Origin of the sequence: Pontibacter sp. FD36 (genome assembly GCF_015686655.1) — a bacterium.
Classification (GTDB): Bacteria; Bacteroidota; Bacteroidia; order Cytophagales; family Hymenobacteraceae; genus Pontibacter.
Genome location: NZ_JADPMP010000014.1, coordinates 99,111 through 113,150 on the forward strand (window position 1 = coordinate 99,111; position 14,040 = coordinate 113,150).

Below are 14,040 nucleotides of genomic sequence, written 5' to 3' on the forward strand. Positions count from 1 at the left end.
GACAGGGCTATATGTCCAAGTACTTGAACAGCATATCCAGACGGTCACGACCAACGTCATATTTGGACCCGTCCTGGAATTGCGCTGTCACCCGGTATTCAAATCGCTCGAGTGTGGCGATAATGCGCGTAAGATCGGTTGTATTGAGTTTAAGCGTCAGCTTGATATTGTAAGGGTCTACCTCGTCTGGCGATACATAGGCGCTCAGTATCTTGACATTCTCCTCCTCTATCAGGCGGCTGATCTGCCCCAGAGAATAGTCTCGCTCCTGCATGGTAAGCACCAGTATGCTGCCCTGCCCTTGCAAGGCCGACATCTGACCGAAAGCGGCCAGGGTGTCATTGATGGTGATAATGCCCATGTAGTCCTGCTCTTCGTCGAGCACGGGCACAACCTGAATCTTGTTTTTGATGGCGGCCTCCATCACATCATAGAAATGCTGGTGGTGCATCACAAACACATCCTGGTACTCGAGTTTAACCTGTTCCAGTGTCTGGCTGCGGTCAGGGAGTTCGATCAGATTGGTTTCGGTGGCAAGCCCCATGTACTTGCGGTTGCGGGATACGGGTAGTTCGTTTACGCGGAACTCATCCATCCATCGCAAGGCCTTGTCGACGGTGTCGTAAAGCTTAAGCGGCGGTATCATTTGGTTGATGAGTTCTTCTGCGATCATGTGGCTGTTTCCCTTGCTTCTGTTTTGGCCAAAAATTTATCTAAGATACTGTTAAACCGCTCCGGATGTTCCATCATGGGAGCATGTCCGCACTTGTCTATGAAGTAAAGCTGCGAGCCCGGCATCAGCCTGTTGAACTCGTGCGCAACAAGCGGCGGGGTGATCGTATCATTCAATCCCCATATCAACAACGTAGGCACCTTTATGTTTGTGATATCCTTCGCCATATTATGCCGCTGAGCCGACTTGGCGATAGCGATAATGCGCAGGCACTTGGCATTGCTGTTAGTAATATCGAACACTTCGTCGACAAGCTCTTTCGTAGCTGTCTCCGGGCTGTAGAAGGTATACTCCACACGCTCTTTTACATACTCGTAGTTGCCACGCTTCGGGAACGATCCGCCCATGGAATCCTCAAACAAACCAGAGCTGCCGGTCAGCACCAAGCGCTTCACTTTGTTAGGGTTCTTCAAGGTATAGACCAATGCCACGTGCCCGCCCAGTGAGTTGCCCAGCAGTGTGAGGTCGCTCAGGTTCTTAAATTTAACAAAATCCTCGATGAAAGAAACCAGCCCGGGCACACCCGCTTTATGAAGCGCCATTTCATAGATAGGCATCAGCGGAATAACCACACGGTAATTTTTAGAAAAATGGTCCACTACGCCGTTCCAGTTGCTAAGGGCTCCGAACAAGCCGTGCAGCAATAGTAGCACTTCTCCTTCTCCTTCGTCAATGTACTGAAATTCGCCTTCGTGTTTGATCTGTAGATCCATTCCTGAAATTCGTAAAAGTAATGTGTTGTAAAAAATCCGGCTGCTACCGACCTGCAATATTAGCAATCCTAAGCCAATTTCGCAGCATATCGAGGCCATAAGTCGTGAGGGCGGCCTCCGGATGAAACTGCAGCGCATGCAGCGGCAGTGTGCTGTGCCTGAAGGCCATCAGCTCCCTTTCGGCTGTATACGCAAGCGGCACAATACTGTCAGGCCAATGTTTCAAAACAAGCGAATGGTAGCGTACAACGGGCATTTTAGAGGGCAGACCAGCGAACATCGGATCATCTTCGCAGCTGATCTCCGAGATTTTGCCGTGCATCGGTTTTATACCTTTGTCTAGCTGCGCTCCCAAAAACTCACCCAGCGCCTGATGCCCCAGGCAGATTCCCAGCATGGGCACTTTGTCATGGTAATGCCGGATCACGTCCATCATCACACCTGCCCGCTGCGGCTCTCCTGGCCCGGGTGACAACACAATGCCCTCAATCGGGAGCCCCTGTACCTCCTCCAACTTCACATCATTGCGCAGCACATGTACCTCCACCCCTAACTGACCGAAGTAGTCAACCAGGTTGTAGGTAAAGGAGTCAAAGTTGTCGAGCAGGAGCAGCATGCCACCTAAAAATGCTCTTTCAGCGAAAGGAGCAATGATTTTATAAATGGCAGCACGTAACTCATCACACTGAGGGCATAGGGAGTCGTTTTGATCACGAAGGGGTATACCATAGAGCTGGCTGCTGTTTCAGGCGTGATGGCTATACCTGCCATCTCCGATACGTATAGCAACAGACTCAATGCCAAAGTCCATTTTAAAGCGCCTAGCAAGCCGCCCAGTATGTTGTCAAACAAACCAAAGGGAGTAAAGTCGATCACTTTTTTGAGCAGGATACCCAACACCCGCACCCCCAGAATAATAGCCACAAAGATGACCAGGAAAGTAACGAAAGGCAGCAGACCACCGGCGTCGCCAATGTACTCTTTCATGATGGGCAGGCCGGAATCAAGCAGTTTGAGGCCAAGCAGGATGCCCAGAACAAGCGCAAAAAGCGAAATCAGTTCGAGCAAAAGGCCTTTGCGGAAGCCCATAAAGGCGCCGAACAGAATAGGTATAGCCAGAAAAATATCGAAGGTACTCACGGGATAAAAAATTAAAGGCAGAAGCGAACACCTGTCGCCCCTGCCTTCAAATATAATGTAATTGCTGCAGTCGCCCTAGTGTGGGGGCCGCAAAAAATCCAGCTGCTAAAAATCTGTGTTGTTAAGCAAATCACCCACGGCTTTAGAAATAGCGCGACCATCGGCCTGTCCGGCCAGTTCGCGGGAAGCGACACCCATCACTTTGCCGAGGTCAGACGGACCGGTTGCGCCTACTCGCTGTATAATGTCCAGCAGGCGAATGCGCAGGTCACCCTCATCCAGCTGCTTTGGCATATACTCTTCTATTACGGCGAGCTCAGCTAACTCGACCTGCTCTAGGTCGGGGCGCTGCTGCTGGGCGTATACCTCCGCTGACTCGCGGCGTTGCTTGGCGGCTTTGGTGAGCAGTTTCAGCTCAGTATCCTCACTTAGACCATCGGTACCGCCCTTTTCGGTTTCAGCCAGCAGGATCTGGGATTTGATGCTGCGGAGTGCCTGTAAGCGGGCTTTGTCTTTAGCCAACATCGCCTGCTTGATATCGGCTTCAATGCGTTGTTTTAAACTCATAGTTATATTGTTGATTGATTGTTTACAGTAAGTGATACACCTCCTGCCTATACTTTATACACTACTACGGCCAAAGCCATAGGTTATCATCTTAAGCAAATTTCCACTAATTTAGTCTTTCCGTAAGCATACGTATCACCAGCCTGCGGGCTACAACTCACATACCATGACCAAACTCAGTGTAAATATAAACAAAATAGCCACACTGCGGAACGCCCGCGGCGGCGACAGACCAAACGTTGTGCAGGCCGCTAAAGACTGCGAGCGATTCGGAGCCGAAGGCATCACCGTGCACCCACGCCCCGACGAGCGCCACATCCGCTACCGCGACGTGTATGACCTGAAAGAGGTAGTGACCACCGAGTTTAACATTGAAGGCAACCCGACTCCTGATTTTCTGAAACTAGTAAAAGACGTGCGCCCTGCCCAGGTGACACTCGTGCCGGATGCACCTGACGCCATCACTTCCAACGCCGGCTGGGACACACTCACGCACAAAGATTTCTTGACGGATGTGATCGGTGAGTTGAAGGAGCTAGGTATACGCACTTCTATTTTCGTGGACCCGGATGTACGCATGATCGAAGGCGCCTCTTTGGTAGGCACTGATCGGGTTGAGTTATACACGGAAGCCTATGCCAAAGGCTACCCGACTAGTCCTGAAGAAGCAATACGGCCATACCTGGTAGCAGCCCGGAGAGCGCAGGATTTCGGCATCGGCCTCAACGCCGGCCACGACCTTGACTTGGACAATCTGAAGTACCTGAAGGACACTCTGCCTGGCCTGTTGGAAGTAAGCATCGGGCATGCGCTCATCTGTGACGCGCTATACTTCGGGCTGGAGAACACCATCCAGCTATACCTGCGTCAACTCAAGTAGCCGTGATCAACAGCATCACCATAGAAGACTTTCTGCAGAAAGCGAAGCAGTTGCCCGTGCTGGATGCCCGCGCTCCCAAAGAGTATGCGATCGGACGTATACCACAGGCATTGAGCTTCCCTATTTTTTCGGATGAAGAGCGGGCTAAAGTAGGTACTGCTTACAAACAACAGGGGCATGACCCGGCTGTGCTGATCGGACTCGACCTGTTTGGCCCCAAGATGTCAAAGCTTGTGCGGGAAGCAGAGAAACTGGCGCCAAGCAAAGAGCTACTCGTGCACTGCTGGCGCGGCGGTATGCGCAGTGGCGCCATGGCCTGGCTCCTCGACTTTGCCGGATTCCAGGTATACCTGTTGCAGGGCGGCTACAAGGCTTACCGCCACTACATGCACGAGCAGTTTGAGCGTGAGCGTCCATTGCTTATTATCAGCGGGAATACCGGCAGCGGTAAAACCGACCTGCTCCCCTACCTGCAACAGCAGGGTCAACAGGTCATTGACCTTGAAGGGCTGGCAAGTCACAAAGGCTCTTCTTTTGGGAGTATCGGCATGGCGCCTCAGCCTAGTACCGAGCACTTTGAGAACCTGCTGGGTATGACCATGCTCGAGCTGGATGATCAGCAACCACTGTGGCTGGAAGACGAGAGCATCAGCATCGGTAAAGTACAGATGCCCAAGCCACTCTTTGATCATATGCAGCAGTCGCCTACCATTGTGCTCGAAGTACCCAAGACGCTGCGTATACAAAAGCTGGCCGAAGAGTACTGCCGCACTGATCCAGCCCTGTTGGAGTCGGCCATTCTCAGAATAAAAAAACGCCTAGGAGGGATGGCCACGAAAGAGGCAATTGAAGCCATCTCGACTGGCGACATGGAGAAAATGGTCGACATCGCCCTCACCTATTATGACAAGGCCTATACCTACGAACTAGCCAAAAAGCAGGAGGTGTTGCGGCTGCCCCTGGAAACTTTGAACCCGGAAGAGAACGCCCAACGCCTGATTAAATTTGCAACACAGCATCAGCTGATCTAATACCATGGAAGAAACTAGCATACAAGACATAAAGCTTACCCAGTACAGCCACGGTGCTGGCTGTGGCTGCAAAATATCCCCTAAAGTGCTCGATAAGATCCTGCACACCAATATCCACTATCCCGAAAACGACAAGCTACTGGTTGGGAACAGCTCACGCGACGATGCCGCCGTGTATGACATTGGCAATGGTCGCGCCGTCATCAGCACCACTGACTTTTTCATGCCGATCGTGGATGACGCCTATGACTTTGGCCGTATCGCCTCCGCCAACGCCATTTCGGATGTATATGCCATGGGCGGTATACCTACCATGGCTATTGCCGTAATGGGCTGGCCGATTGACAAACTAGCCCCTGAGGTAGCCAAGCGTGTGATAGAAGGTAGCCGCAGCATCTGTCACGAAGCAGGTATACCATTGGCTGGTGGCCATAGCATCGACAGCCCCGAGCCGATCTTTGGCCTGGCCGTAACCGGTATGCTCGACATCCCGAACCTGAAGCGAAACGATACCGCCACTGCCGGTTGTGAGCTATACCTGACCAAGCCGCTCGGCGTAGGTATACTGACCACTGCTCAAAAGAAAGCCATCCTGAAACCAGAGCACGCGCACCTGGCACCACAGCAGATGATGCAGCTCAATAAGATTGGCTCAGACCTAGGACAGTTGACGCAGGTAGAAGCCATGACCGATGTAACCGGGTTTGGTCTGCTGGGCCATCTATCCGAAATGTGTGAAGGCAGCAACCTGACAGCTGAGGTGTACTTCGACAAGGTACCCGTTATAGCGGAGGCGTTAGAATACCTGGCGCATAAGGCTATACCTGGTGGTACGCACCGCAACTTCGACAGCTACGGTCACAAAATAGCCGAACTCACTCCAGACCAAAAGCACCTGCTCTGCGACCCACAAACCAGCGGAGGACTATTAGTTGCTGTAGCCCCGGGCGGGCGCGAAGAAGTACTGCAGGTGTTTGAGAAGTATGGCTTGCAACTTCAGCCGCTCGGTATGCTGAAAGAGCGCGGCAGCGAAGAGAAGCTGATTCGGGTGGTATCATAATCTATTCCCTCCTTCTGCCGTAAGCTAAAAACTGACATTGACTGATAATTGAGAAAAATGAAACTACACTACAAGGAAATGGGCCACGGGCAGCCGCTACTGATTCTGCACGGACTGTTTGGCACATTGGATAACTGGGCAACCCTTGCCAAGCGACTGGCTGAGCACTACAACGTGTTTATGGTAGACTTGCGCAACCACGGTCGTTCCCCACATAGTGAACAGCATGACTATGACGCCATGGCTGAAGACGTGCTGCGCCTCGTAGACGACCTCCAAATATCTACTCCGGCCATCATGGGACACTCGATGGGCGGCAAAGTGGCGATGAACTATGCGCTGAAATACCCAACCCGCCTTACCAAGCTGATCGTAGTGGATATCGCTCCGAAGGCTTACCCGCCGCACCACGACGAGATCATCGATGCGCTGCAGTCGGTAGACATAAGCACTGTAACCAGCCGTGGTGATGTGGACAAGCAGCTGGCCAAAACGATATCGCAGGAGGAGGTACGGCTGTTCCTGATGAAGAACCTCTACCGCAAAGAGGATAACACCTTTGGCTGGCGCATGAACCTCGACGCCATCGAGAAAAATTACGAGAAGATAGCAGCTCCTATCACCTCGGATACACCTTTCAAGAAAAACACGCTTTTCATCAAAGGTGGGCGCTCACGCTACATTCTGCCAGAGGATATTTATGGCAGCATTGAGCATCTATTTACGCTTGTGGAAGTGGAGACTATCCCGAATGCCGGCCACTGGGTGCATGCTGAAGCACCGGATGAAGTATACGATTTAGTAACAAGATTTCTGGATACGGACTAAGCATTAGGATTTTCAGGATGAAGTATTTCTTTCTGAAGCCCCTCACCTGTATGACGACATCCAGCTGAAACGAGCAGAATATCGCGCATGCAGTTAATCTTAAGAACAAAGCCGCGGCCTAAAACTGCGGCTTTGTTATAGGGTATAGCCATCGACAGGTATAGCCACCTATCAATGTAACAGCTCAGCCAATTCACAATTAAACCATACCTTTGTCTTATGAAGAAGACTGGTACACTATACCTGATCCCGACCATTCTGGCTGATGACACAGCTGATCAGGTGATATCGCCGCAGGTAAAAGAAACTGTGAGCCGCCTGACTTATTTCGTTGTCGAGAACCTCCGTACCGCCCGTCGCTTTGTCAAGAGCATTTGCCCGGAGCTGGTAATCGAGCAGCTCAACTTTGTACAGGTTGATAAGGATGCAACTCCAGCGCAGGTACAGGCTTCTTTGAAGCCGCTGCTGGAGCAAGGTATGGATGCGGGCATTATTTCAGAAGCAGGCTGCCCAGGTATAGCAGACCCTGGGGCCGAGGTGGCGAAGTATGCGCATCAGAAAGGTATACGGGTGGTACCATTTGCCGGACCATCGGCGATTCTGCTCAGCCTGATGGCCAGCGGCTTCAACGGACAACGCTTTGCCTTCCATGGCTACCTGCCCATTGAGAAAGGGCCGCGACTGCAGGCACTGCGTAACCTGGAGAAGGAAATGCTGCAGCGCGACCAGACGCAGATCTTTATGGAGACGCCTTACCGTAACAACAAGCTACTCGAGGACCTGGTGCAAACCCTGAGTGGTGGTACCCGCCTCTGCATTGCAGCCAATATCACCTCACCCGAGCACGAGTTTATCCAAACCAAGACCATTGCCGAGTGGAAAGGCAAGCTGCCGGACATACATAAGCAGCCGGCGGTGTTTTTGATTTATAAGTAAGAGATTTTACCAACCTGCCGGCTGCACATTAGTAGCACCGGGCAGCTCGCGGCAATCGTCAGGATGTATAAAAATACCAACCGGATAGGGTATATCATCGGCTCTGATGTCTACTTCCTGCATTACTACGCCCGACACATCAAAAAAGCCCAATACCTGCTCTCCCGGATCACTTGTACTGCGCATATTTCCCTTGATCTCTGCTGGGGGCGGGTCGAACACAGTGCCGGTACTTTCTTTCTGCTGCCCCATAATCCGGTAAAACTCATAGGCATCGGCAGTGATGGCATGCTGGTATACCTTCATCTTATACCTGGTTTGCAGGTATTTCTCAAAAGGAATGAACAATACTTCTTTGTTGATCACCTGCTGTCCATTGGTCAGACGGTCGTCTGACACGGTAAAGGTCTCCTCTTTCTCCTGAATCCAGCAGCGGGCGCAGCAGTCTTTTGGCGCTGGGTCGCCCATGTCGTTCAGGAAGTCCCAGGGTTGGGTGAGGATCTCATATTGCCGGGCAAAGGACCAGCGGTAGTAATTTCGCACTAAGGCCGGGTCCTGAAAGTCCATCAGTACCTGGTAGCCCATGTGCCTTTTTCTTTCCCTGTCTCCCTGCAGGGCAAAACTCCGCTCGTTTATGGCAAAATGCACCTGGCTTATTGGTACAGGCTCCTTCAGTGTGATCGCCTCTGACCGGTAGGACTTATCTCCTACATTTATTTGCAAGGTATAGGTATGGCCTGGTATACCGAAGGTGTTCTCAACATCTATCGGATAGTAATAACCGGCCTGGTCATAGCTGAAGTAAAACTGCTCGCCCTCCTGGCTTGTAATTACTACCGAAGCTTTCTCCTCAAATTTATTGTATGGGTAATTGTAAGGTAGCGCATAAGTAAGCCGCACATAATTGATGCCCGCCATGTTCGTAAAGCTGCTTTCTACCACCAGGTGCTCCTGCTGATCATCATGCTTGAAATCAATGGGATCAATGCATGCTGTTAGCAGTGCAAGTACAATCAGATACCAATACTTCATTCTACTCTCGAAGACTTTATTTGAATTCATACTTACCAGCCCTCAGGTTGTTCCCTGGTTGCCCCGGGAAGGGTTAAACAGTCGTCCCACCATCTAAAAGGTATAACAGGATAATCTATATCTGACCGCAATATGGTTACCTCCTTCATACTAACTCCAGAAACATCGAAAAAGCCGATCACCTGTTCCTCCGCGTTTTCTACATTAAACATATTCCCCTTTACCTCCGCCGGAGGCGGATCGAAAATAGTACCTTTCGCCTCCTTTTGCTGCTCCATGATATGGAAAAAATTGTAGGCATCCTGTGTAACAGAGTACTGATATACTTTCAGTTTATGCTTAATGCCCAAGTACCTTTCAAAAGGTAAAAAGAGCACTTCTTGGTTAATTACCCGACGCCCGTTCACCAGCCGGTCGTTCACTACCTTGAATCTGTCGAGTTTTTCTTCCAGGAAGCAGCGGGCGCAACATTCCTTAGGTACATGTGCACCTGAGGGGGTTCTGTATTCTTCAGGCTGGGTATTGACTTCGAAGCGGCTGAAAAATGTCCACCGAAGGAAATTCGCGTCTTTACCCGGATCATGATAATCTACTAATACCTTATAACCAGGCCACTTCTTCCGCTCCTGGTAACCCTTGAAGGAAAACACCTGTTCATCCACCTCAAAATGTATGGAGTCTATGGGAACGGGAGCTTTTACAGTTGAAGGAGTAGATTGGTAGGTTCTGCCATTTGCTACCACATGCAGCGTATAGGTATGGCCTATCTGCGCGATCGCATCCAGCGGAAACTCGGGAAAGTAGCTGCCGGCTGTATTAGAGTAAAAGTCGCCGCCGTCGCCGCCGTAAACAAAATTGTAACGCTCACCCTCACTGCTTGTCACATATACCTCAGCATCGGTTATGAATTCATTATATGGGTAGTCATAAGGCTGCGCATAGCTCAGTCGCACGTAGTTCAGCTCCGGTATGTTAGTAAAGCTGCCCTCTACCGCCAGGTGCTTCTGCTGCTTCATCTTTCCCATGTTGAGTGGGTCAATACATCCAAAAGTCAATAAGAGAAATAATGGGAGTATTCGCTTCAGCATACGCTCCTAAAACTTAACATTCAGGTTGATGGAAGGTATAGGAACCCCGATAACAGCCAGTTTATATCCCTGCACAGGGCTGCCGTAGTAGTGCCTGAAAAAGGCAGAGTAAGCGTTTCGCCGACTATAAAGATTGTAGACAGAAATGCTGCCGGTATACTCTACTTTCTTCCCCTGATTGAAATCATAATTGAGCGCTACATCCAGGCGATGGTAATCTGGCATCCTGGCCTGGTTGCGTCCCGTGTAGTTGGCGAATATATGACCGTAGTATCTGTACCAAGAATCGGACGAAGCCATGGGTCTCCCGGAGGTATAGGTGAAGTTAGATGAGAACGTCCACTGCGGCCATAGCTGGTAATTAGCAAACAGGTTCAGGTTGAGGGGTCTGTCGTAGTCGGCCGGATACCAGTCGCCGTCATTAATCGTCTCCTGGGGTGTATCGCCGGCAATTTTCCTGAGCACTCTGGAATAAGTCAGGCTCAGCCAACCATTCAGGCGGCCCTTATTTTTCTTGATCATCCACTCAGAGCCATAGGCTATCCCATCTCCATGCAGCAGGTCTGCCTCCAGCACAGGGTTTAGCACAAGCACGGCTCCATCTTTGTAATCCAACTGGTTATGAAGCAATTTGTAGTATACCTCCCAGCTGAACTCATAGGAATTGTCCTGCTCCACCCTGAAATACCCTACCGACCACTGGTCGGCTATCTGCGGCCTGAGGTACCTGTTCGAGAGCTTCCACACATCTACTGGTGTGATAGCCGCTGTATTGGAAACCAGCTGTATGTATTGCCTGCTCCGGCTATAACTGGCTTTTAAGGAGCTGTGGTCGTTCAGAGAGTACTTGATGGCGGCCCGTGGCTCAAAGCCCTGGTAGGTCTGTACCTTTTTCCCGTCTTCATACACCAGTGTATCCGTGATGGAAGTTTCGCTTCGGGGTCTTCCGTTTTCGTACAGGTATACATCAGTAGGTCCTATTTTAGAGAAGTTTGAATACCTAACACCCAGCGAAACCGACAGCTTAGGGCTGAGCCGTATTTCATCGTTCACGTAGGCATGGTACTCCACGCCATTGTCTCGCTGAAGGATTCTGGGGTTTAGGCTGGAAGTACCATAGGGCTCCAGCTTTCCTGGCTCTATGGTATAGTTGGATACACCGCCTCCAAACTCCATTGTATTGTTAGCAACTCCGGTATACCAGAAATCGACCTTCGCCTGCTCAAAGTCTATACCTGAGTTCAGATTAAACTCTTCACCTATGGCTATACCTTCCACATTGTTGTCGTACACACTTTTGGCAAGCGTGACAGTGCTGCTCAGGTTGGAGTTAAACTGATGGTCCCACTTCAGGCTTCCCAATGCGTTGGTCCAGTTGTAAGTAGTATCATAAGGGAATTTAAAGTTATCGGCGCTGTAGTAAGTGGAGAGGGTCAGGCTGTTATTCTCGTTTACTCTGTACTTTGCCTTTACATTCACATCGTAAAAGTCGGCAGAGCTGTTTTTGATGTTGTCGCTGTTGAACATCTTGAGCAGATAGGTCGGGTAAGCAGCCCGGCCGGCTATCACGATAGAGAGCTTTTGAGTAACAGGTCCTTCCATGCTGAACTTGGCAGACACAGGGGATATACCTGCTTTAAAGCGCATGCGCTCCGTGTTTCCATCTTCCAGCTTGACATCAAGTATGGACGAGATGCGTCCGCCGTATTTGGCAGAGATGCCGCTTCGGTGCAAGGTATAGCTCTTGAGTACATCGGGGTTATAGACCGAAAAGAAGCCGAACAGGTGAGCAGAGTTGAACACCGGCACATCGTCGAGCAGCACCAGGTTCTGGTCGGCACTGCCGCCGCGCACATAAAAGCCTCCTGTACCTTCACCCGCATTCACCACACCGGGTAAACTGGAAACGGAGCGAATCACGTCCACTTCGCCCAGTAGTGCGGGCATTTTAGTGAGCAGCTTCACATCCATGTATGTACTGCCCATGTTGGTCGAGTTTACATCCGTCGAAGGTCTGGCAATGATCTCCACCTGCCGCAGCCCGGTTGCCTTCACCTTCATCTGCAAGCGCAGGCTCGTATTGCGTCTTAAGTCCACCTGCTGTACCCCCTGCTCCATACCCAGGTATTGGTACTGCAATGTATATTCACCTGCTGGCAGGCTAATGCTGAACCGCCCTTTATCATCTGCACTAACCGTTCTGTTTCCAGGGCTAATCAAAATATGAGCTCCTGGCAGTGTCTCTCCTGATTGGCTGGTTACTGTACCGGAAAGTTCATATTGCCTTTCCTGGCCTATGGCGGAGCCGGAACAAAACAGGCAAATTATCAGAAGCAGTGTTAGCGAGATTGCAAACCTGTGCATGGAAGTTTGTTTTGGTGAGTAGAAGGGTCAAAAGCAATTTACAAATTCCATCATAAAATTGTGTGCAAACATGAATTAAAATAAAAACAGAAAAGGCCCCCGGAAACCGAAGGCCTTTTTCAAATGAAGAAGACTACTACCTAGTTAATTAAACTTCTTCAAGATTATAATACTTTTTATTGTCCAGCTGGTCTCACATCCCAGAAGATACGGGTTGTGGCTTCATCACCACCGATCGCAGTTGCAGCAGCATTTACAGCATCAGGGTTCAGCGTACGCTCGGTCGGCGGATAAGGATAACGCACCGGCACTACGTTGTAAGCTGGTCTGTACTGTGGATCTGGCGCCTGCAGCTGTGGATAGTCCAATCTGCGGAACTCTGTCCAGGCGTGGAACGGACGCTCATAAAGGGCAATCCATTTCTGTACGCCAAGCGCTCTGCGCTGAGCATCTGTAAGTGTTCCACCACTACCAGGAGCAGCAAGTGCGGCTAAGCCGGCAGCTACATCAGGCTGAGCGAAATAACTCGTTAAGGCAGCTGCGTCAGTTATTCCCCAAATCTCCATAGAGGCTGTGATAGCTCTTCTGAAATGGTCTGCAGGAACAGCTGAAATAAATCCACGGGCAGCAGCTTCAGCTAAGTAAAACTCTACTTCGTCATAACCCAGCACGATAGCAGAACGGTCAGGAGCTGTAATAGTTGGATTTACTTTCGAGAAGTTAGCATAGGTATTGTTGTTACCATAGATACCTCCTACGTAGGCGCCATTAAGCTGTGTGAAGTAAGCGGCACGACGTGGGTCATTCAGCTCATTCATTCTGTTGATCAATGTAGCAGAAGGCACAAAGTCATTACGGCCGCTCTGCACCAGGTTTGTCCACACAGGGTTTACGTTTGGTGTAGTAGCTGTGTATCTGAAAACAGCCTGATCAGCAGTAGACTTGAATACATTTGGAGCAGCTTCGCTGGCAGCTTGCTGGGCACGGCTCGGATTCACATCGGCCACCGTCATACCTAACTTCAGCTTAAGCGAGTTGGCATACATGATCCAACGGGCTACGTTACCACCGTAGATCAGGTCAGCACCACCAAAGCTGGCAGCACCTGAATTCTGATTCAGAGTTGCAATGGCAGCATCCAGTCTGGCAAACAGGTCTTCGTAGATAGCGGCATCATCGTCATAGCTTGGGTAGATAATGTCACGGTTCAACGCCTCAGAATAAGGAATGTCACCGAACGTATTTACCAGCACAGACCAGGTATACACTTCCATTACCTCGATTATAGCCAGTTGGTTAGCCTTCACAGCAGCATTCAGCGCCTGATCTTCATTGATCACGATAGAAGCCTCTCTGAAGTCCATCAGCACATCACGGTACAATGTGAACCAGAAGTTCTGAGGAATGTTACGGCTTACTAAGTCATACCGGCTTTCCTCTGGATATGTAGTGTTAGCCCAGTGCTGTGATATCAGCCTGAAGATGCCGGAGTTTACGTTAGGAGTTACCATTTGGTCTACCAGGTTACGCTGCGCATTAGAAAAAAGCATCGGTGCAGGTACCGCAGTAGGGTTTTTCGGGTCTCTCAAATCCTCTTCCCATTCATCCGTACAGCCGACGAACACCAAGGCGAGCATAAGGAATGCAAATATCTTTTTCATATTATTC

At 50.3% G+C, this 14,040-nt stretch carries 14 protein-coding genes; 5 read left to right on the forward strand and 9 right to left on the reverse strand.

Going from position 1 to position 14,040, the window contains the following annotated elements:
- Window positions 1-7: 7 nt before the first annotated feature.
- The 5 genes from I0P70_RS19215 to I0P70_RS19235 form a co-directional block, all read right to left on the reverse strand.
- Window positions 8-673: a CBS domain-containing protein gene (locus tag I0P70_RS19215; protein ID WP_196120760.1), complete on the reverse strand. Its 666-nt coding sequence runs from the start codon at window positions 671-673 to the stop codon at window positions 8-10.
- The gene (locus I0P70_RS19220; RefSeq protein WP_076423269.1) at window positions 670-1,446 is read right to left on the reverse strand and encodes an alpha/beta fold hydrolase; all 777 of its coding nucleotides are present in this window, start codon (window positions 1,444-1,446) and stop codon (window positions 670-672) included. Before I0P70_RS19220 ends, I0P70_RS19215 begins: the two co-directional genes overlap by 4 nt.
- Window positions 1,447-1,489: 43 nt before the next feature.
- Complete coding sequence (locus I0P70_RS19225) at window positions 1,490-2,062, reverse strand: aminodeoxychorismate/anthranilate synthase component II (protein ID WP_196120761.1); 573 nt, start codon at window positions 2,060-2,062, stop codon at window positions 1,490-1,492.
- A gap of 5 nt (window positions 2,063-2,067) precedes the next feature.
- Complete coding sequence (locus I0P70_RS19230; protein ID WP_196120762.1) at window positions 2,068-2,586, reverse strand: CvpA family protein; 519 nt, start codon at window positions 2,584-2,586, stop codon at window positions 2,068-2,070.
- 105 nt (window positions 2,587-2,691) lie between these two features.
- Entirely contained in the window at window positions 2,692-3,153 is a 462-nt protein-coding gene (locus I0P70_RS19235) for a GatB/YqeY domain-containing protein (protein ID WP_007657258.1), read from the reverse strand.
- Between the two features lie 166 nt (window positions 3,154-3,319).
- Between I0P70_RS19235 and I0P70_RS19240 the strand changes: the two genes are divergently transcribed.
- From I0P70_RS19240 to I0P70_RS19260, 5 genes are all read left to right on the forward strand, one after another.
- A complete protein-coding gene (locus tag I0P70_RS19240; protein ID WP_196120763.1) occupies window positions 3,320-4,033 on the forward strand; it encodes a pyridoxine 5'-phosphate synthase in 714 nt (237 codons plus the stop codon).
- A 2-nt stretch (window positions 4,034-4,035) separates the two neighbouring features.
- The gene (gene mnmH / locus I0P70_RS19245; protein ID WP_196120764.1) at window positions 4,036-5,064 is read left to right on the forward strand and encodes a tRNA 2-selenouridine(34) synthase MnmH; all 1,029 of its coding nucleotides are present in this window, start codon (window positions 4,036-4,038) and stop codon (window positions 5,062-5,064) included.
- A gap of 4 nt (window positions 5,065-5,068) precedes the next feature.
- On the forward strand, window positions 5,069-6,124 hold the full coding sequence (gene selD, locus I0P70_RS19250; RefSeq protein ID WP_196120765.1) for a selenide, water dikinase SelD: 1,056 nt from the start codon (window positions 5,069-5,071) through the stop codon (window positions 6,122-6,124).
- A 57-nt stretch (window positions 6,125-6,181) separates the two neighbouring features.
- Window positions 6,182-6,952, forward strand: a complete 771-nt coding sequence (locus I0P70_RS19255) for an alpha/beta fold hydrolase (RefSeq protein ID WP_196120766.1) — start codon at window positions 6,182-6,184, stop codon at window positions 6,950-6,952.
- Between the two features lie 219 nt (window positions 6,953-7,171).
- The gene (locus I0P70_RS19260; protein WP_196120767.1) at window positions 7,172-7,888 is read left to right on the forward strand and encodes an SAM-dependent methyltransferase; all 717 of its coding nucleotides are present in this window, start codon (window positions 7,172-7,174) and stop codon (window positions 7,886-7,888) included.
- 6 nt (window positions 7,889-7,894) lie between these two features.
- Here the strand turns inward: I0P70_RS19260 and I0P70_RS19265 are convergent, their stop codons facing one another.
- From I0P70_RS19265 to I0P70_RS19280, 4 genes are all read right to left on the reverse strand, one after another.
- Window positions 7,895-8,920 carry a DUF4249 domain-containing protein gene (locus I0P70_RS19265; RefSeq protein ID WP_196120768.1) on the reverse strand — a complete coding sequence of 342 codons (1,026 nt, stop codon included), beginning with the start codon at window positions 8,918-8,920 and terminating at the stop codon, window positions 7,895-7,897.
- Window positions 8,921-8,952: 32 nt separating this feature from the next.
- The gene (locus tag I0P70_RS19270; RefSeq protein ID WP_230392300.1) at window positions 8,953-9,945 is read right to left on the reverse strand and encodes a DUF4249 domain-containing protein; all 993 of its coding nucleotides are present in this window, start codon (window positions 9,943-9,945) and stop codon (window positions 8,953-8,955) included.
- 69 nt (window positions 9,946-10,014) lie between these two features.
- Window positions 10,015-12,372: a TonB-dependent receptor domain-containing protein gene (locus I0P70_RS19275; protein WP_196120770.1), complete on the reverse strand. Its 2,358-nt coding sequence runs from the start codon at window positions 12,370-12,372 to the stop codon at window positions 10,015-10,017.
- Between the two features lie 176 nt (window positions 12,373-12,548).
- Entirely contained in the window at window positions 12,549-14,033 is a 1,485-nt protein-coding gene (locus I0P70_RS19280) for a SusD/RagB family nutrient-binding outer membrane lipoprotein (protein ID WP_196120771.1), read from the reverse strand.
- Between the last annotated feature and the right edge of the window lie 7 nt (window positions 14,034-14,040).